The organism is Streptomyces sp. NPDC002911 (assembly GCF_053591835.1).
In genome coordinates, this window is sequence record NZ_JBSFUO010000007.1 from 240,635 (window position 1) to 260,281 (window position 19,647).

14 protein-coding genes and 2 pseudogenes are annotated in these 19,647 nt (G+C 69.9%); 7 read left to right on the forward strand and 9 right to left on the reverse strand.

Annotation, left to right across the window (positions count from 1 at the left end; genetic code table 11):
- Window positions 1-61: 61 nt before the first annotated feature.
- Window positions 62-1,036 (reverse strand): ABC transporter ATP-binding protein, encoded by a 975-nt coding sequence (locus ACWD04_RS14075; protein ID WP_451131690.1) that lies wholly within the window; start codon window positions 1,034-1,036, stop codon window positions 62-64.
- 139 nt (window positions 1,037-1,175) lie between these two features.
- Window positions 1,176-2,435: an NYN domain-containing protein gene (locus tag ACWD04_RS14080; RefSeq protein ID WP_451131521.1), complete on the reverse strand. Its 1,260-nt coding sequence runs from the start codon at window positions 2,433-2,435 to the stop codon at window positions 1,176-1,178.
- 265 nt (window positions 2,436-2,700) lie between these two features.
- On the opposite strand from ACWD04_RS14080, the gene ACWD04_RS14085 reads away from it, so the two are divergent.
- Window positions 2,701-2,880, forward strand: a complete 180-nt coding sequence (locus tag ACWD04_RS14085) for a hypothetical protein (protein ID WP_451131523.1) — start codon at window positions 2,701-2,703, stop codon at window positions 2,878-2,880.
- 79 nt (window positions 2,881-2,959) lie between these two features.
- Here the strand turns inward: ACWD04_RS14085 and dnaE are convergent, their stop codons facing one another.
- Entirely contained in the window at window positions 2,960-6,496 is a 3,537-nt protein-coding gene (gene dnaE / locus ACWD04_RS14090; RefSeq protein ID WP_451131525.1) for a DNA polymerase III subunit alpha, read from the reverse strand.
- A gap of 169 nt (window positions 6,497-6,665) precedes the next feature.
- On the opposite strand from dnaE, the gene ACWD04_RS14095 reads away from it, so the two are divergent.
- The 4 genes and pseudogenes from ACWD04_RS14095 to ACWD04_RS14110 form a co-directional block, all read left to right on the forward strand.
- Window positions 6,666-7,991, forward strand: coding sequence for a DUF2252 domain-containing protein (locus tag ACWD04_RS14095; RefSeq protein WP_451131527.1), 1,326 nt, complete (start codon window positions 6,666-6,668; stop codon window positions 7,989-7,991).
- 56 nt (window positions 7,992-8,047) lie between these two features.
- Window positions 8,048-8,773, forward strand: a complete 726-nt coding sequence (locus tag ACWD04_RS14100) for a hypothetical protein (RefSeq protein WP_451131529.1) — start codon at window positions 8,048-8,050, stop codon at window positions 8,771-8,773.
- Between the two features lie 49 nt (window positions 8,774-8,822).
- Window positions 8,823-9,638, forward strand: coding sequence for a thioredoxin domain-containing protein (locus tag ACWD04_RS14105; RefSeq protein ID WP_451131531.1), 816 nt, complete (start codon window positions 8,823-8,825; stop codon window positions 9,636-9,638).
- 186 nt (window positions 9,639-9,824) lie between these two features.
- Window positions 9,825-10,274 (forward strand): annotated as a pseudogene (locus ACWD04_RS14110) (alkaline phosphatase D family protein); the annotation flags it as partial.
- A gap of 45 nt (window positions 10,275-10,319) precedes the next feature.
- Here ACWD04_RS14110 and ACWD04_RS14115 read toward each other — a convergent pair.
- The gene (locus tag ACWD04_RS14115) at window positions 10,320-10,898 is read right to left on the reverse strand and encodes a dienelactone hydrolase family protein (protein ID WP_451131533.1); all 579 of its coding nucleotides are present in this window, start codon (window positions 10,896-10,898) and stop codon (window positions 10,320-10,322) included.
- 37 nt (window positions 10,899-10,935) lie between these two features.
- Here ACWD04_RS14115 and ACWD04_RS14120 point away from each other — a divergent pair, with 37 nt between their 5' ends.
- Entirely contained in the window at window positions 10,936-12,078 is a 1,143-nt protein-coding gene (locus ACWD04_RS14120) for a mechanosensitive ion channel family protein (protein ID WP_451131535.1), read from the forward strand.
- 58 nt (window positions 12,079-12,136) lie between these two features.
- Here the strand turns inward: ACWD04_RS14120 and ACWD04_RS14125 are convergent.
- The 5 genes and pseudogenes from ACWD04_RS14125 to ACWD04_RS14145 form a co-directional block, all read right to left on the reverse strand.
- Window positions 12,137-12,416: pseudogene (locus tag ACWD04_RS14125) on the reverse strand (Na+/H+ antiporter); the annotation flags it as partial.
- Window positions 12,417-12,441: 25 nt separating this feature from the next.
- Window positions 12,442-12,918 (reverse strand): GNAT family N-acetyltransferase, encoded by a 477-nt coding sequence (locus ACWD04_RS14130; protein WP_451131537.1) that lies wholly within the window; start codon window positions 12,916-12,918, stop codon window positions 12,442-12,444.
- Window positions 12,915-13,856, reverse strand: coding sequence for an RluA family pseudouridine synthase (locus ACWD04_RS14135; RefSeq protein ID WP_451131539.1), 942 nt, complete (start codon window positions 13,854-13,856; stop codon window positions 12,915-12,917). Before ACWD04_RS14135 ends, ACWD04_RS14130 begins: the two co-directional genes overlap by 4 nt.
- A 23-nt stretch (window positions 13,857-13,879) precedes the next feature.
- Complete coding sequence (lspA, locus tag ACWD04_RS14140; RefSeq protein ID WP_451131541.1) at window positions 13,880-14,491, reverse strand: signal peptidase II; 612 nt, start codon at window positions 14,489-14,491, stop codon at window positions 13,880-13,882.
- Between the two features lie 267 nt (window positions 14,492-14,758).
- A complete protein-coding gene (locus ACWD04_RS14145; protein ID WP_451131542.1) occupies window positions 14,759-15,556 on the reverse strand; it encodes a TraR/DksA family transcriptional regulator in 798 nt (265 codons plus the stop codon).
- Window positions 15,557-16,105: 549 nt separating this feature from the next.
- Between ACWD04_RS14145 and ileS the strand changes: the two genes are divergently transcribed.
- Entirely contained in the window at window positions 16,106-19,255 is a 3,150-nt protein-coding gene (gene ileS / locus ACWD04_RS14150) for an isoleucine--tRNA ligase (protein ID WP_451131544.1), read from the forward strand.
- Window positions 19,256-19,647 lie beyond the last annotated feature (392 nt).

Genomic DNA, 19,647 nt, shown 5'->3' on the forward strand with positions numbered 1-19,647 from the left:
GTGCTCCCGTTCGACTCCGACATGTGATGCGACACGCATCCCGACACGCTCACCGTCCTGATCACGCCTTCACCAGCCCCTCGGTGGCCCTGGCAGCGTCCCCGCCGAGCGCCAGATAGACGTCCTCCAGGCTGGGCGTGGCCAACGTGAAGTCGTCCAGCGAGGAGAAGGCCGACCCGCCGGTCACGGCGGCCACCGCGGCCCGCGCCTCGTCCGGTCCGAGCCGAAGGACCCACTTGCGCCCCGACTCCTGCGCCAGCTCGCGGAGCGCGGCCACCTCGGGAACCTCCAGCGGTGCACGCTCGCGCCACACCAGCTCGACCCGGACCTCACCGGCCACCTGCTCCTTGAGCCCGGACGGGGTATCGCAGGCGATGACCTGCCCGCGTTCCATGACGGCCACCCGGTCCAGGACCGTCTCGGCCTCGATGACGTTGTGGGTCACGAGCAGCACCGTCGCCCCGTGCTCGGCCCGCCGCCGGTCGACGGCGGACCAGACGGACCGCCGGGCGACGGGGTCCATCCCGGTCGTCGGCTCGTCCAGTACAAGGACGGGGCGCTCACCGACCAGCGTCGCGGCGAAGCAGGCGAGCCGCCGCTGTCCGCCGGACAGCTTCTTCAGCGGGCGCCCGGCGAGCGCGGTGAGCCCGAGCTCCTCCAGTACGTCGTCGCGCGCGGCCCGGGCTTCCCGTGCCGGCAGGCCCCTGAGCCGCCCGGTGGTCTCCGCGGCGAGCGACACGGTCAGTTCGTCGAGGGCGGTGGACTCCTGGCCGAGGTAGCCGATGAGCCGCGAGGCCCGCTCGGGGTGGCGCACGAGGTCGTGTCCCAGTACCTCGACGCTCCCGGCATCGGGGCGCATCAGCCCGGTGAGCTGGCGTACGAGCGTGGACTTTCCGGCGCCGTTGGGCCCGAGGAGTCCGAAGATCTCACCGCGCCGGACATCGAGGGACACCCCGTCGGTGGCGCGCACCTCGGGAGTGGCGGCGCGGCCGCGTCGGCCGCGGACGGCGGGGTAGGTCCTGACCAGGTCACGCACCGCACAGACGGACTGTGCCTGTGCTGTGCCCGTAGCCTGCGCTGTGCCCGTAGCCTGTGCTGTGCCCGTACTCACGAGGGATGAGACTACGGGGTCGGATGCCCCGTATGGCGTCCGGGGCCGGGCAGCGCCGCCCCGCTCACTCCCCCACGGGTGCGTGTTCGGCGGCGGCCCGTACGTCGATCTCGCGCCAGAACCCCGCCCTGATGGCATAGCGGTCGTGCTCGTCGATCTGGTCGTCCTTGTGCGCGAGCAGCCCGAAGCGGGCCGCGTACCGCAGCAGTTCGCCGTCGATGCGGTGCGGAATGCGGGGGTACATCGTGGACAGCTTCTGCAGGTGGACGGTCTCCGGCAGGCGTTCCATCCAGCGCCGGGCGAAGACCTGACCGACCTCGAAGGGGTCACCGCCGACGGTGGTGATGTCCTCCTCCCGGTCCGCCCAGCGCTGTTCCGCGCTGGTGAGCTGGGCCAGGGTCGGCAGGGACGCGGTCTCCGCGGGTTCGCCGAGCGGTCCGCCGCGCTCGACCCAGCCCCTGTCGGAGGACCAGCGCAGGGTCGCGTTGGCGGCCGGCGGCTGCGGCACGTGCTGCGCGGCCTGGGTCCCGGGGGTGCGCAGGCTCGCCAGGTCCTTGGGGGTGGGGACGCCCCTGGGGCCGGGCGCCGGCCGGGTGTGCGGGGCGGCGTCCTCGTCCGGCGCGGCCGTGCCGTTGGGGGCATCGGTGGCCCGGGCCTCCGACGCCCGCTCGGTGGAGGCGGCGGGTGCGGCCTCGGGCAGCGGCGCGGACAGGATCGCGGCGATCTCGGGGCGCGGGCCGGCCGGGGGCGCGCACACGCCGCCCGTCTCCTTGGCCCGTACGGCCTTGGTGATCCAGGCCCGGTCGAGCACCCGTCGTTCGTCGGCCTCGGCCACCAGGTCCTCGGACTGGTTGTAGTCGCCGTCGGCGGCCTGGACGGCCCAGAGGTGGACGGCGACGCCGTGTTCCTTGGCGGACATCAGCCCGGGCAGCAGATCGCCGTCACCGGTCACGAGCACCACGTCGGAGCAGGCCCGGTTCCTGGCGAGCTCGGTCAGTTCGGCGTGCATGGCCGCGTCGACGCCCTTCTGCGCCCACCGCCCGTCACTGCGGGTGAGGGCGCCCAGCCGAACGGTCACCCGCGGCATGACCCGCAGCCTGCGGTGCTCGGGCTGCGGCACACGGTCGGGGGCTCCGTCGAACCAGTAGATGCGCAGCAGGGGCTGCTCCGTGTCGGCGACGGCGCGCTCACGCAGGCCCTGGATCAGGGCAGCGTGGTCGACGGTGATGCGGGAACGGGCGGGCTCTCCGGCCAGCAGGCTCGCGGCTGCGCCCAGCAAGTAGCCGGCGTCCACCAGGACGACGCAACGGTCCACGCGTTCCACCCTCTTCCACTTCAGGAGCGGATCAGCGGGACCGGACCGGGGGTGGGTCCGCCGACCCGGGATTTACCTACTCAGGGTTTCCTTCGAGTCTGCCTGACGGTGCGGGGGTTGAGGTCCGGAACTCGATCATCGGCGTGGCGGATCGGAGAACGGCGCATGATACCTCGCCCACTACGCTCCGTAATGATCCAACATGCGGCTTTCGTGGTGACATGTGAGTCTGACAGCGGTTCTGGACCCCAGATCGCTCACAGGAGGCATCACGATGGCGAAGAACAAGAACCGCAAGCAGGGCAGCCGGCCCGACCGCGCGTCCGACGCGGAGCGTGGCGCGGAGGAGGCCAAGTCGACGGCGTACGAGTCACGGACCCAGCCTCAGTCGCAGAGTCAGGGCAGCCCGGCCGATGTTGCCCGTAAGCACCAGAAGCGCTTCGGCCACAACTGACGGCCCACAGGGCCCGCAGGCCGAGAGGGGCGCCCCGCCGGCCGGCGGGGCGCCCCTCTCGCGGGTACGGTGCCGGCCGTCAGCCGGCCAGGCAGGACGGGCCGAGCAGCACCTTCAGGTCACCGAAGAGGGCGGGGTCCGGCTTGACGCGATGCCGGTCGAGACGGAGCACGGTGGTCTTGCGGGGGCCCTGGAGCCTGATGCGGACCTCGGTGTCGCCGCGGTGGTTGCTGAGGACCTCGCCGAGCCGGCTGACCATCGGCGGGGTGACCCGGACCGTGGGGATGGTCAGGACGACGGGAGCGTTGGTCCCGGCCGAGGAGATGTCGGGGACCTGCATCTCCATGGCGACCAGGCGCGGCACGTCCTCACGCTTGTCGAGACGTCCCTTGACGAAGACGACGGTGTCCTCGACGAGCTGGGTGGAGACGAGCTGATAGGTCGCGGGGAAGAACATGCACTCGATGGAACCCGCGAGGTCCTCCACGGTCGCGATGGCCCAGGCGTTGCCCTGCTTGGTCATCTTGCGCTGGAGGCCGGAGATGATGCCGCCCACGGTGACGATCGCCCCGTCGGAGTGCTCACCGCCGGTGAGCTGCGAGATCGCCGCGTCCGACTTGTCGGACAGGACGTGTTCGAGGCCGAAGAGCGGGTGGTCGGAGACGTACAGGCCGAGCATTTCCCGCTCCTGCGCGAGCAGATAGGACTTCTCCCACTCGATGTCGGAGAACTCCACGTCCAGCCCGAAGCCCGGCTCGTCGCTGTCCTCCTCGCCGCCGCCGAAGAGGTCGAACTGCCCCTCGGCCTCCTTGCGCTTGACCTGCACCACGTTGTCGATCATCGGCTCGTGGTGAGCGACGAGTCCCTTGCGGGTGTGTCCCATCTCGTCGAAGGCGCCGGCCTTGATGAGCGATTCGACGGTGCGCTTGTTGCAGACGACCGCTTCGACCTTGTCGAGGAAGTCGGGGAACGTGGAGTACTTCCCCTTCGCCTTGCGGGACCGGATGATCGAGTCGACGACGTTCTGGCCGACGTTGCGGATGGCCGTCAGCCCGAAGAGGATCACGTCGTCACCCTGGGCGGCGAAGTTCGACTCGGACTCGTTGACGTTCGGCGGGAGCACCTTGATGCCCATGCGGCGGCACTCGTTGAGGTAGACCGCCGACTTGTCCTTGTCGTCCTTGACGGAGGTCAGCAGGGCCGCCATGTACTCGGCGGGGTAGTTCGCCTTGAGGTAGGCGGTCCAGTAGGTGACCAGGCCGTACGCCGAGGAGTGCGCCTTGTTGAACGCGTATCCGGCGAAGGGCACCAGGACGTCCCACAGGGCCTTGATCGCCGCGTCGGAGAAGCCGTTCTTCTTGGCGCCGGCCTCGAAGAGGACGAAGTTCTTCGCCAGCTCGTCGGCCTTCTTCTTGCCCATCACGCGGCGCAGGATGTCGGCCTCGCCGAGCGAGTAGCCGGCGACGATCTGGGCGGCCTTCTGCACCTGCTCCTGATAGACGATCAGGCCGTAGGTGAGCCCGAGGACCTCCTTGAGGGGCTCCTCCAGCTCCGGGTGGATCGGGGTGATCTCCTGCCGGGCGTTCTTGCGCTCGGCGTAGTTCGTGTGCGAGTTCATGCCCATCGGGCCCGGCCGGTAGAGGGCCGAGACGGCGGAGATGTCCTCGAAGTTGTCGGGCTGCATCTGGCGCAGCAGCGAGCGCATGGGGCCGCCGTCGAACTGGAAAACCCCGAGCGTGTCACCGCGGCAGAGCAGCTCGTACGTCTTGGGGTCGTCCAGCGGGAGCGAGAGCATCTCCAGGTCGACACCCTTGTTGGCCTTCACCATCTTGATGGCGTCGTCCATGATCGTCAGGTTGCGCAGGCCCAGGAAGTCCATCTTGAGCAGGCCGAGCGACTCGCACTGGGGGTAGTCCCACTGCGTGATGGTGACGCCGTCGGTGTGCCGCACCCAGATCGGCGCGTGGTCGACGATCGGCTCGCTGGACATGATCACGCCGGCCGCGTGCACACCCATCTGCCGGACCAGGCCCTCCACACCCTTCGCGGTGTCGATGACCTTCCGGACGTCCGGCTCGCTCTCGTACATCCCCCGGATCTCGCCCGCCTCGCTGTAGCGCGGGTGCTTGGGGTCGGTGATGCCGTTGAGATCGATGCCCTTGCCGAGGACGTCGGCGGGCATGGCCTTGGTCAGGCGGTCGCCCATGGCGTACGGGTAACCGAGGACGCGCGCGGAGTCCTTGATCGCGTTCTTGGCCTTGATCTTGCCGTAGGTGCCGATCATGGCGACCTTGTCGGCGCCGTACTTCTCGGTCACGTACCGGATCACCTCGACGCGCCGGCGCTCGTCGAAGTCGATGTCGACATCGGGCATGGACACGCGCTCGGGGTTGAGGAAGCGCTCGAAGATCAGCCCGTGGGTGATCGGGTCGAGGTCGGTGATGCCCATGGCGTACGCGACGATCGAGCCGGCGGCGGAACCACGGCCGGGGCCCACCGCGATGCCGTTGTTCTTGGCCCACATGATGAAGTCGGCGACGACGAGGAAGTACCCCGGGAACCCCATCTGGATGATGATGTCCATCTCGTACTCGGCCTGCTTCTGCCGGTCCTCGGGGACGCCTCCGGGATAGCGGCGGTCCATCCCGACCCGGACCTCCTCCTGGAACCAGGTGATCTCGGTGAAGCCCTCCGGGATGTCGAACTTCGGCATCAGGTCGCGCTTCTCGAACATGCCGGTGGTGTCGATCTGCTGCGCGACCAGGAGGGTGTTGGCGCAGCCCTCCTGCCAGGCGTCGGAGGAGTCGACGCCGTACATCTCGTCCGTCGTCTTGAGGTAGTAGCCCGTGCCGTCGAAGCGGAAGCGGTCGGGGTCGGAGAGGTTCTTGCCGGTCTGGATGCAGAGCAGGGCGTCGTGCGCGGTCGCCTCGTTCGCGTACGTGTAGTGCGAGTCGTTCGTCACGAGCGGCGGGATGTTCAGCTTCCGGCCGATCTCCAGGAGCCCGTCGCGGACCCGGCGCTCGATCTCGATGCCGTGGTCCATCAGCTCCAGGAAGTACTTGCCCTCGCCGAAGATGTCCTTGTAGTCGGAGGCAGCCTGGACCGCCTCGTCGAACTGCCCGAGCCGCAGCCGGGTCTGCACCTCGCCGGAGGGGCACCCGGTGGAGGCGATGAGGCCCTCGGACCACTGGGAGATGGTCTCCTTGTCCATACGCGGCCACTTCTGCAGCCAGCCCTCGGCGTACGCGTCGGAGGAGAGCTTGAAGAGGTTGTGCAGCCCGGTGCTGTTGGCCGCCCAGATGGTCTTGTGCGTGTAACCACCGGAACCCGAGACGTCGTCCCGCTTCTGGTGCGGCTGGCCCCACTGGATCTTGCGCTTGTGCTTGCGCGACTCGGGAGCGACGTACGCCTCGATCCCGATGATCGGCGTCACCCCGGCCTTCTGGGCCGAGTGGAAGAAGTCGTACGCCCCGTGGAGGTTGCCGTGGTCGGTCATCGCGATGTGCGACATACCCATGTCGTTGCACGCGTCGAACATGTCCTTGAGCCGCGCGGCACCGTCCAGCAGCGAGTACTGGGTGTGGACGTGCAGGTGCGTGAATGGCGGCTTGCTCACGGCGCTGTGCCTCCGGGAGAACTCGGGATGACGGCTTGGGGGGACAGCGGGGAAGTCTACGTCTCCGAGATGACGAGCGGCGGGCACTCCGAGGTACGGTCGCGCGTTGGAAGACCGGGGACACCTGTCCCTTTTGTCATGAACGCCATGTATCAGGAGGCACCCAGCGATGTCGGACACGCAGACCTGCGCAGAGCGGCGCGGGGAGCAGATTCTCACCGTATTCGATACCGCCTTCGGGCAGCTCCTGGCCGCCGACCCCGCAGCCTTCCGGGTGAAGTTCCGCAAGATGGCGGGCTCGGCCTTCGCGTTCTACCGGGGCTCCGCCGGCCTGTTCTACGCCGATCTGGACCGCGAGCAGCACAGCGGTGCCTACCTGGACGAGCGGACGAGCCGGGTCTGGATCCACGGCGATCTGCACGCGGAGAATTTCGGCACCTACATGGACGCCCACGGCCGCCTCGTGTTCAACGTCAATGACTTCGACGAGGCCTACGTGGGCCCCTTCACGTGGGACCTCAAGCGCTTCGCGGCCTCCGTCGCCCTGATCGGTTACGCGAAGGCGCTGGGCGACGACCAGATCACCGAGCTCGTCCAGGTCTACGCCGCCGCGTACCGGGAGCGGATCCACGCCCTGGCGACGGGCGCCAAGAACGGCGAGGTGCCGCCCTTCACCCTGGACACCGCCGAGGGTCCGCTGCTCGGCGCGCTGCGCGACGCCCGCGCGCTGACCCGGTTCGGCCTGCTGGACTCGATGACGGAGATCCGGGACTTCGAGCGCCGGTTCACCGCCGACGGCGGCGCGATCGACCTGGACGCGGCGACGCGCTACAAGGTGCTCGCTGCGTTCGACGGCTATCTGGAGACGCTGCCGGAGTCGAGCCTCACACGGCCCGATTCGTACCGGGTGAAGGACGTCGTCGGCCGCCGGGGCATCGGCATCGGGTCGGCCGGCCTGCCCTCGTACAACATCCTCCTGGAGGGCAACAGCGACGCCCTGGAGAACGATGTGGTGATCTATCTCAAGCAGGCACAGACCCCGGCCGTGTCCCGGCACATCACCGACGCCGCCGTGCGGGACTACTTCCAGCACGAGGGGCACCGCACGGTGATCTCGCAGCGCGCACTCCAGGCACACGCCGACCCGTGGCTGGGCTGGACCGAGCTGGACGGCTCCGGTCAGCTGGTCGCCGAGGTCTCTCCGTACGCCGTCGACCTGGACTGGTCCGACATCGACGAGCCGGAGGAGATCGCTGCGGTGGTCGCCGATCTCGGCCGGGCCACGGCGACGATGCACTCGGCGGCGGACGACGAGAGCGGGCACTCGCTGGTCCCGTTCTCCACGGAACGCGCGATCGACGCGGCCATCGCCGCCGACGAGGAGGGCTTCGCCGAGCTGCTGGTGGGCTTCGCACACAGCTACGGCGCGCGGGCCCGCGCCGACCACCAGATCTTCGTCGACCTCTTCCGCAACGGCCGCATCCCGGGCCTGTAGGCCCGCCGTACGCCCTTGGCGGACACTTACGGGAACGCATGGCACACTCTCGGGCGATGGACGTATCAGGGACACAGATCAGAGCGGTACGCGCGGCGCTGTTCACCGCGCTCGTCGTCACGCTCTCGTCCGCGTCCCATGTGCTGCTCTCCCGGGTCCCGTTGCCGGTCACCGCTGTCGCGCTGCTGGCCGGGGCCGTCTTCGCGGTGGCGTTCGCACTGGCGGGCCGGGAACGCGGTTTCGGGGCGATCGCCGGGCTGCTGGTTCCGCTGGAGCTGGCCGCCGACACGGTGTTCACCGTCGGCCAGCACCTCTGTTACGGGGCGGCGGGCGGCCCGATCGCGGGCCCTCTGCGCTCCGTCGGCGTCGATGTGCTCTGCGGCGGCGAGACCGGGCGCGGAGCGGACGGTCTCGCCGGTGTGACCACGGTCGGCACACCGCTGGCCGGCGTGACCGCCGAGGGTGACCACGCGGCCGCCCTGCTGGCCTCACCGGGACCCGCTGTCCCGTGGCTGCTGCTGGCCGCGCATGTGACGGTCGGCCTGCTGGCCGCCGCCTGGCTGCGGCGCGGCGAGTCGGCGCTCGCCGGACTGCTGCGCGCGGCGGCCGCCGTCGCCTTCCGGCCGCTGCTCACCGCGGCCGCCGTGGTGGGCACGGCGCGGCACCGCATACAGACCGGGGCCCGCCGCGCCGGGCGCCCGCACCCGCTCGCCCCGGTCCGCTTCCTGGTGCACTCCGTGGGACGGAGGGGCCCGCCGCGCTCGGCCTGCACCCCTGTCTGAGCACGCGTAATCCCTTTCCGAGCCGCCCCCACTTCTACGGAGCACCCTCATGAGCAAGCGCAACACCCAGGCCAACAAGTCCGCTGCCCGCGAGCGGCTGCGCGCGGAGCGCGAGCTCCAGGCCAAGAAGGACAAGACACGCAAGCAGATCGTCGTCGGCCTCTCGGTCGTCGCGGTTCTCGCTGTCGCCGGCGCTGTCAGCTACGGCGTGATGCAGCTGAACAAGCCCTCCGCCTGGGAGGCCGCGGCGGACGCGAAGAACGTCACCGCCCCCAAGAACACGTCGGGCGACGACGGCACGACTGTCGTGATCGGCGAGTCGGGCGCCAAGAAGACGCTGGAACTGTACGAGGACTCGCGCTGCCCGGTCTGCGCCACGTTCGAGCAGGCGGTCGGCGAGACCGTGGACAAGGACGTCGAAGCCGGCAAGTACAAGATCAAGTACGTCGGCGCGACCTTCATCGACAACGCGGCCGGCGGCGAGGGCTCGAAGAACGCCCTGAGCGCGCTCGGCGCGGCGCTGGATGTGAGCCCCGAGGCCTTCCTGGAGTACAAGGCCGCGCTGTACTCCGCGAAGTACCACCCCGCGGAGACGAGCGACAAGTTCGGTAAGGACAGCTACCTGATCGAGGTGGCTGATTCCGTGGAAGCGCTGAAGGGCAACAAGGCGTTCCAGAAGGACGTCGAGGACGGCACGTTCGACGCCTGGGCGATCAAGATGTCGAAGGCGTTCGACGAGAGCGGGGTCAAGGGCACGCCGACCCTCAAGATGGACGGCAAGACGCTCACCGCCGAGGGCAGCGAGAACGCTCCCATGACGGTGGCCGACTTCAACACTGCGGTCACCAAGGCCCTGAAGGGCTGACCGGAGAACCGACGGCCCGGCGGGGACCACCGACACGGCTCCGGGCGTCATCCGGCCAACGGGCGGGCGAACTTCCCTTGTTCGTGCGCCCGTTGGCTCTACCCGTCAGCAGGGTCATCGTCCGTGACCAGGCGACACCTCTTCACCGCACCCAGCCGCGCACGGTCGTCAAGGCCGCCGCCACCGCTGGTCGGCACCTCGGTGATGATCTCGCCGGTCGCCTTCACAGCGTTTCCGGCCCATCTGCTGGCACCGCTCGCGGAGCTGCTGGGGCTACACGGACGACCGCAGGGAGCTGATCTTGCGTCTGCGGGACCACGCCGTCACCGACACGGTCTTCCTGACCGGCGACATTCATATGGCGTGGGCCAACGACGTACCCGTGGAGGCGGCGACCTATCCGCTGTCCGCATCGGCGGCCACCGAGTTCGTGGTGACCTCCAAGCGTCATGTGAAGTGGGTCGACATGGACTCGCAGGCTACGGCGTCCTGGACGTGACGGCCCAGCGCTCGCAGATGGACTACTACGTGGTCTCCGACAGGACCAGCAAGGAGGCGACGGCGTCCTGGGTCCGCTCGTACCGCACGCGCAACGGCACCCGGAAGATCGAGAGGGCCGACGCCCCGGTGCGCTGACCCGCTTCGGCCGCGCGCCCTCAGGTGCGCGGCCGGAGCCGGTGGCTACAGCGTGGCGAGGAAGCCCAGGGAGACCTTCCAGGTCAGCTCGGCCGCGTCCGCGTCGTGATCGGGCAGGTCGGGGTCGGTGAAGAGGTGACCGGCGCCGGGATAGCGGTAGACCTCGACGTCCGCGCCGGTCCGCTGCATCTGGAGGTACCAGCTGGTGAGCCAGTCGTGCGACTCGAACGGGTCGGGATCGGCCACATGCAGCTGGACGGGCAGTTCGTCCACCGAGGCGCTCTCGGCGATGTCCGACGTACCGTGGAGCAGCAGCAGCCCGCGGGCCTTCGCGTCGCCGAGCGCGAGGGTCTGCGCGACGGACGCCCCGAAGGAGAAACCCGCGTAGACGAGGCCCTGGTCGGAGTAGGGCGCGGCGGCCAGGACGGCGCGCTTGAGCAGCTCGTCCTTGCCCACCTCCTCCTTGAAGGCCATTCCGTCCTCGACGGTGTCGAAGGTGTGCCCCTCGAAGAGATCGGGCACGCGCACCTCGTGCCCGGCCGCACGCAGCCGGTCGGCAGCCGCGTGCACAGCGGGCCGCAGACCAAAGGTCGAGTGGAAAAGCATGATGTTCATGAGGCCCATGGTGCCAGCTGTGCCCCGACGCTTGGAGGACGAGGGAATGGAGAACATACTGCGACCGCTGCTGGTCGTGGGCGGATCCTTGGTGATCACACTGGCGATGGGCTGGCTGGTCGATCTGCTGCTACGGCGCGCCGACAGCCGGCATCACGAGACTCCCGTCTGGGGCCTGCTCCGGCTCTGCCGCCCTCCTCTGCAGGTGGTGCTCTGCACGGCGCTGCTGAGGGCCAGCTTCGACCAGCTCCGGTTCGACGTGGTGAGGGACAACCGTGCGGCGATCGGCCAGATCCTGACCCTCGTACTGATCGGGGCGTCGGCCTGGCTGGTGATCCGTATCGCGGCCACCGTCGTGCAGTCCTCGTACGCCCGTTACGCGTCGTCCACCCGCGATCCCGCCCGGGTCCGCCGGGTCCGGACCCAGGTCACGCTGATCCAGCGTGTGGTCACCGCCGTGGTCGCGACGGTCGCCGTCGCGGCGATGCTGCTGACGTTCCCGGCGATGCGCACCGTCGGGACCTCGATGCTGGCCTCCGCCGGTGTGCTCGGCATCGTCGCCGGTGTCGCCGCCCAGTCGACCCTCGGCAATCTCTTCGCCGGCTTCCAGATCGCCTTCGGCGACATGGTCCGGATCGGCGACACCGTCGTGGTGGACGGCGAGTGGGGCACCGTCGAGGAGATCACCCTCACCTTCCTCGCAGTACGGACCTGGGACGAGCGGCGGATCACGATGCCCGTGTCCTACTTCACCAGCAAGCCGTTCGAGAACTGGTCGCGCGGCGGGGTCCAGATGACCGGGACCGTCTTCTTCCAGCTCGACCACTCGGCCCCGGTCGCGGCGATGCGTGACAGGCTGCGCGACATCCTCGGCGAGTGCGCCGCCTGGGACGGCCGGGACTGGTCCCTGGCGGTCACGGACACCACCCCGACGACGATCGAGGTGCGTGCGGTGGTCACCGCCAAGGACGCCGACGACATCTGGACGGTGCGCTGCGCCGTGCGGGAGCAGATGATCGGCTGGCTCCGGGACCATCACCCGTACGCGCTGCCCCGCATCATGACGTCACCCGCGGCGCTGCCGCCGGGTGACCACTGGCGGGAACTGACGGGCGCGGACACCGGGCTCGCCCCGTACGACGGCCAGGGGCCGACGCTCGACAAGACTCCCCGCACAGGGCGCGGCTGAACTGCCGGCAGGCGGGGCGCGTCAGCGGAGCTGCGTACGTCCGGGGTGCGCAGCATGTGGACCACCACCTCGGGATCCGCCCCCGGCTCGGTGCGGGCGTCGAGCAGAGACAGGTGGCGGGCAGCAGCCGTATGCCGACCACACGTCCGCGACGACGACGGCGAGCCCAGCCCAGGAGCCCGGTTCGCGTCCGTGGCGGTGCCGAAGACGTTACGGAGTTCGAGGCCGGTCAGGCCGAAGGCGACGCCGGTCACGAGGGTGTCGACGATCTCCCGGAAGGACCGGCCGGTGAGCCGCCCGAGGACGTCGTCGGCGTCCGCGGTGTGCTCGGCGAGGAAGGGGCACCCCGTGCGATGCGCGCGGTCAGAGCACGCGGCGCATGGCCCGGTGCGGCATCCCGGCGTCCGGGAACTCGGGACCGTACGCCGTGTAGCCGAGCCGCTCGTAGAAGCCGAGCGCGTGCGTCTGGGCGTGCAGGTCCACGGCGGCCAGGCCCAGGGTGCGGGCCTCCTCCTCCACGGCGCGGACCAGGGCGGCCCCGACGCCGAGGCCACGGGCCGCGCGGGTCACGGCGAGCCGGCCGAGCGACCCGACGGTGTGGTCGCCGCCGGTCCTGTCCGCCGCGTCCTCGCCGTGCAGCAGCCGTCCCGTGCCGAGCGCGACGCCGTCCTCGGCCACGGCGAGGACGTGCACCGCCGTGGCGTCGTGGGCGTCGTACTCGATCTCCTCGGGCACCTGCTGCTCACCGACGAAGACGTCCTTGCGGATCTGGAAGCATGCCGCGAGGTCACTCTCGTCGAGAGCCCTGCGGGTGCTGTACGGGGCGGGCCCGGGGGTCATTCGCTCTCCGCGGCAATCGTGTCGAGGGCGTGGCGCAGGTCGTCCGGGTAGCCACTTCCGAATTCGACCCAGCTGCCGTCGGCCGGGTGCTCGAAGCCGAGCCGGACCGCGTGCAGCCACTGCCGGGTCAGGCCGAGGCGCTTGGCCATCGTCGGGTCCGCTCCGTAGGTCAGGTCACCGACGCAGGGGTGGCGGTGCGCGGACATGTGCACGCGGATCTGGTGCGTGCGCCCGGTCTCCAGCTTGATGTCGAGCAGGCTGGCCGCGCGGTAGGCCTCGATGAGGTCGTAGTGCGTCACGGAGGGCTTGCCCTCCGCGGTGACGGCCCACTTGTAGTCGTGCTGCGGGTGGCGGCCGACGGGGGCGTCGATGGTGCCGCTCATCGGGTCCGGGTGGCCCTGCACCAGTGCGTGGTACTTCTTCTCGACGACCCGGTCGCGGAACTGCGCCTTGAGTAGGGTGTAGGCCCGCTCGGACTTCGCCACGACCATCAGGCCGGAGGTGCCGACGTCCAGCCGGTGCACGATGCCCTGACGCTCGGCGGCGCCCGACGTCGAGATGCGGTAGCCGGCCGCGGCGAGGCCGCCGATGACGGTGGTGCCGGTCCAGCCGGGGCTGGGGTGGGCGGCGACGCCGACCGGCTTCATGATGACGACGATGTCGTCGTCATCATGGACGATCTCCATGCCCTCGACAGGCTCGGCGACGATCTGGACGGGAGCGGGTGCCTGCGGCATCTCCACTTCCAGCCAGGCACCGCCGTGCACCCGCTCGGACTTCCCGGCCGCCGCGCCGTCCACCTGGACCTTCCCGGCAGCGGCCAGCTCGGCGGCCTTGGTGCGGGAGAACCCGAACATCCGGGAGATGGCGGCGTCGACACGCTCGCCTTCCAGGCCGTCGGGTACGGGCAGGGTGCGGACCTCGGGATACGTACTCACCAGTCGAGTATGCCTTGCGCCCGCTAGTCCTTGTGCACGGTGCCGTCGGGGTCCAGGCCCTTGAAGGAAAAGATCACGATCAGGATTCCGCCGCAGACGATCGCGGAGTCGGCGAGGTTGAAGACCGCGAAGTGCGCGGGGGCGATGAAGTCCACCACCGCGCCCTCGAACACGCCGGGCGCGCGGAATATGCGGTCGGTGAGGTTACCGAGCGCTCCGCCGAGCAGCAGACCCAGGGCGATGGCCCAGGGCAGACTGTAGAGCTTGCGGGCGAGCCGGATGATCACGATGATCACGACGCACGCGATGGCCGTGAAGATCACGGTGAAGGCCTCGCCGAACCCGAAGGCGGCGCCCGCGTTACGGATCGCGTCGAACTTCAGCCAGTCGCCGAAAATCTCGATCGGCTCCTCGTGCTCCAGTTTCGCGACCACGATCATCTTGCTGACCAGGTCCAGGAGGTAGGCCAGGACGGCCACACCGAGGAGAACCAGGATCCGCTTCTTGCCCCGGCCGCCGCCCTCGTCAGCCCCTGCTGGGGTCGAGCCCTCGTCGGGCTGCTGGGGCTCAGCCCCGTCGGCCCCCTCGGCATCAGGGATATCCGGCGTACCGATGATGCGCTCCGCCTCTGCCACGTGAGTCCCTCAACCTAGGTGCCTGACTGAGGACGAGGGTACGACACACCCGGGGAATCAGGGGCCTCGGGCTCAGGACCACCCTGGTCCCCGCCGCCGGGGGGCTTTCATCCGGATCAGCCGTCTCGGGCCGGATCAGCCGTGTCCGGCCGGATCAGCCGTGTCCGGCCGGATCAGCCGTGTCCGGCCGGATCAGCCGTATCGGATCGGGCCGAGGATCCGGCTCGGGGCTGACCGAGCCGGATCCGGCGCAAGGGGGCCCGGCCCTCAGCCCCGCCGCTCCTGCTTCTGCTTGTCCTCCACGCAGAGCGTGGCCCGGGGGAAGGCCTGCATCCGCGCCTTGCCGATCGGCTTGCCGCAGACCTCGCAGAGCCCGTAGGTCCCCGCGTCGAGCCTGGCGAGGGCGCGCTCGGTCTGCTCCAGCGTCTCCTGGGCGTGCGCCGCCAGGGACAGCTCGTGCTCCCTGGTGATGTTCTTCGTACCGGTGTCCGCGTCGTCGTCGCCGGCCCCGTCCCCGGAGTCGCGCATCAGGCCCGCCAACGCCGCGCCCGACGCCTCCAGCTCGGTGCGCAGCCGCATGACCTCACCGGCCAGCTCGGCCTGCGCCGCGTCGACCTCCTCCGGGGTCCAGGGGTCCTCCCCCGACCTGACCGCCAGGTCGCCGGGCGCCGTCGCCACTCCGGCCCTGGCCGGGGGGACCGCTGTCGCGGTGCCCTCTCCTACCGCCGTGGTCCGGGCCGCGCTCTTCTTGGCTACCACCGTGTGGGCTCCTGTCTGCTCGGCGGCCTGGGCCGCCCCCGTGGCCTTCTTCGACCCCTTCTTGGCTGCGCTCTTCTTCACCGGCTCGTGGTGCGCCGGCTCCTGGCCGGCCTGCTCCGGCTCCGGCGGATGTGCCGCCGAGTTCTTCGCTGCGGCGGCCGCCTTCTTCGCCGGCCTCTTGACCGGCTTCTCCTGGTCCACCTCCGGACCTGCCTCCTCGCCCGGGCTCCCGGTCTCCTCCTCGGCAGCCGCAGCCGTGGATCTCGCGGACGCCGTTCTCGATACGGCGGTCTTCTTCGCCACCATGGCCGCGGCCCCTTCACATATTGTGATCTTGCACGCGAATCGTGCTGGGACGATAAATCGACCCCAGCTCCGCGGCAACGGGGCACGCCGCCGGTTCGCCCCTCCCCGCAGCCGGGCAGTGGCGCGCCTGCAACCGTTGTGCCCAGCTCCCCGCGCGGTAATCCGCCCTCGCGCGCGCTCACGAACTCCTTCCGTCCCCACTGGCCATTCGGGTGCAAACCCCTCCCGTTCGCCGGTCGGTCCGAACCGGTCGGCCGTCACCCGTAAGGGCCCGTACACTGGCCGCAGCGAGAGGCATGGATGGGACGAGTAGCGTCGTACGCAGCCACGAGCGACCCGGGGACGGTGGAAGCCCGGGGGCGAGCGCGCCGCGAAGATCACCCCGGAGCCGCCGGAAGAACGCCGCAAGGCCACTAGACCCGGCATCGCGACCCCAATGAGGGGGCCACGGGTGCATGCCCGGGGCCAAGGAGGGTGGTACCGCGGGAGCTGAACCGGCTCTCGTCCCTCCGACGGAAGTGGAAGACGTCCGCCGGAGGAAGCCCGCACATGACATCGCCGCAGTACCGCCAGGTACCCGCCCAGGTCGACCTGCCCGCCCTCGAGCACGCCGTGCTCGACTTCTGGCGCGACAGCAAGGTCTTCGCCAAGAGCCTCGAACAGTCCGAGGGCCGCCCCGAGTGGGTCTTCTACGAAGGTCCGCCGACCGCCAACGGCATGCCCGGGGCCCACCACATCGAGGCCCGCGTCTTCAAGGACGTCTTTCCGCGCTTCCGTACCATGCAGGGCTACCACGTCGGGCGTAAGGCCGGCTGGGACTGTCACGGCCTGCCGGTCGAGCTCGCGGTGGAGAAGGAGCTGGGCTTCAACGGCAAGAAGGACATCGAGGCCTACGGCATCGCCGAGTTCAACGCGAAGTGCCGTGAGTCCGTCACCCGTCACACCGACGCGTTCACCGAGCTCACGACCCGCATGGGCTACTGGGTCGACCTCGACGACGCCTACCGCACGATGGACCCGGAGTACGTCGACTCCGTGTGGTGGTCGCTGAAGAAGATCTTCAACAAGGACCTGCTGGTCCAGGACCACCGCGTGGCCCCCTGGTGCCCGCGCTGCGGCACCGGCCTCTCGGACCACGAGCTCGCCCAGGGCTACGAGACCGTCGTGGACCCCTCGGTCTTCGTACGCTTCCCGCTGACGAGCGGACCACTGGCCGGCGAGGCCGCGCTGCTCGTCTGGACGACTACCCCTTGGACCCTGGTCTCCAACACCGCCGTCGCCGCGCACCCCGACGTCACGTACGTCGTCGCGACGAACGGCGAGGAGAAGCTGGTCGTCGCCCAGCCGCTGCTGGAGAAGTCTCTCGGCGAGGGCTGGGAGCTCACCGGCCGGACGTTCACCGGCCGCGAGATGGAACGCTGGACATACGAACGCCCCTTCCAGCTCGTCGAGTTCCCGAGCGAGGCGCACTACGTCGTCAACGCCGAGTACGTCACGACCGAGGACGGTACGGGTCTGGTCCACCAGTCCCCCGCCTTCGGCGCCGACGACCTCGTCGTCTGCCGCTCGTACGGACTGCCGGTCGTCAACCCGGTCCGCCCCGACGGCACCTTCGAGGAGGACCTCCCGCTGGTCGGCGGCGTCTTCTTCAAGAAGGCCGACGAGGCTCTCACCGAGGACCTGGCCGCGCGCGGAAAGCTCTTCCGCCACGTCCCGTACGAGCACAGCTACCCGCACTGCTGGCGCTGCCACACGGCCCTGCTGTACTACGCGCAGCCCTCCTGGTACATCCGCACCACTGCGGTCAAGGACCGGCTGCTCGAGGAGAACGAGAAGACCAACTGGTTCCCCGACTCGGTCAAGAACGGCCGCTTCGGTGACTGGCTGAACAACAACGTCGACTGGGCGCTCTCCCGCAACCGTTACTGGGGCACGCCGCTGCCGATCTGGCGCTGCGAGGACGGTCATCTGACCTGTGTCGGCTCCCGCGACGAGCTCTCCGAGCTCACCGGCCGCGACCAGTCGGACCTGGACCCGCACCGCCCGTTCATCGACGAGATCACGTTCACCTGCTCGAACGAGAACTGCCGGCTGGAGGCGTACCGCGTCCCGGAGGTCATCGACGCCTGGTACGACTCGGGTTCCATGCCGTTCGCGCAGTGGGGCTACCCGTACAAGAACAAGGAGATCTTCGAGAGCCGCTACCCGGCGCAGTTCATCTCCGAGGCCATCGACCAGACCCGCGGCTGGTTCTACACGCTGATGGCCATCGGCACGCTCGTCTTCGACAAGTCGTCGTACGAGAACGTGGTGTGCCTCGGCCACATCCTCGCCGAGGACGGCCGGAAGATGTCCAAGCACCTGGGCAACATCCTCCAGCCCATCCCCCTCATGGACCAGCACGGCGCCGACGCGGTCCGCTGGTTCATGGCTGCGGGCGGATCCCCGTGGGCGGCGCGCCGTGTGGGCCACGGCACGATCCAGGAGGTCGTCCGCAAGACGCTCCTCACCTACTGGAACACCGTGGCCTTCCAGGCCCTGTACGCCCGTACGTCGAAATGGGCGCCGTCCGCGGCCGACCCTGCCCCCGCCGACCGCACGGTCCTGGACCGCTGGCTGCTGAGCGAGCTCGGCACCCTGGTGGACGAGGTCACCAAGGCTCTGGAGGGGTACGACACCCAGCGCGCCGGCAAGCTGCTCTCGGCGTTCGTCGACGACCTGTCCAACTGGTACGTCCGCCGCTCCCGCCGCCGCTTCTGGCAGGGCGACAAGGCGGCTCTGCGCACCCTGCACGAGGTCGTGGAGACGGTCACCCGGCTGATGGCCCCGCTGACCCCGTTCATCACTGAGCGGGTCTGGCAGGACCTGATCGTCCCCGTCGCCCCGGACGCCCCGGAATCGGTGCACCTGTCCTCCTGGCCGAAGGCGGACCCGGCGACGATCGACCCGGCGCTCTCCACGCAGATGGCGCTGGTGCGCCGTCTGGTGGAGCTCGGCCGGGCCACACGCGCCGAGTCGGGGGTCAAGACCCGGCAGCCGCTGTCTCGGGCGCTCGTCGCCGCTCCGGGCTTCGAGTCGCTCACGCCCGAGCTGCGCGCCCAGATCACGGAGGAGCTGAACGTCTCCTCCCTGGCCTCTCTCTCGGAGGTCGGCGGCTCGCTGGTCGACACCACGGCGAAGGCGAACTTCCGTGCGCTGGGCAAGCGGTTCGGCAAGGGCGTCCAAGCGGTGGCCAAGGCCGTCGCGAACGCCGACGCCGCCGCGCTCAGCCTGGCGCTGCGCGAGGGCACGGCCTCGGTCGAGGTCGACGGCGAGCGGGTCACCCTGGCCCCCGACGAGGTCATCATCACGGAAACCCCGCGCGAGGGCTGGTCGGTGGCGTCCGACTCGGGTGCGACGGTCGCCCTGGACCTGGAGATCACCCCGGAGCTGCGGGCCGCCGGACTGGCCCGTGACGCGATCCGGCTGATCCAGGAGGCACGCAAGAACAGCGGCCTGGACGTGGCGGACCGGATCGCGGTCCGCTGGACATCGGCGTCCCCCGCGACGGCCGAGGCCCTGACCGGCCACGCGACGCTGATCGCGGACGAGGTCCTGGCCCTGGACTTCGCGCAGGGTGAGGCGGACGACACGTACGGCGCCCCGTTCGAGGACGAAGGCCTGGCTCTGACGTTCCGCCTCCGTAAGACGGAGCGGTAACGCGGATCACACCGAAAGGCCCGGCCGGACACGCTCCGGCCGGGCCTTTCCCGTCCGTCCCTCCACCTCACGACCACCTCGGGCCGGAAGGCCCGGCCGGACACGCAGCGTCGACCACGCTCCGACCGGGCCTTCCCGTCCGTCCCTCCACCTCACGACCACCTCGGGCCCCTCCCCTCCCCCGGCCCTAGCCCTCCATCCCCACAAGCCTCCAGCCCCTCCTCTCCGACCGACGGCCCTCACCCCTCAAGCCCTCAAGCCCTCAAGCCCTCCAGCTCCTCCCCTCCACCCCAGCCCCTCCGGCGCTTGAGGAGCGGGGTCCGGGGCAGAGCCCCGGTTTCGGGAAAGGGCGGGTAGGGGGACAGCCCGCCGCAGGCGCCCCGCCCACCCCG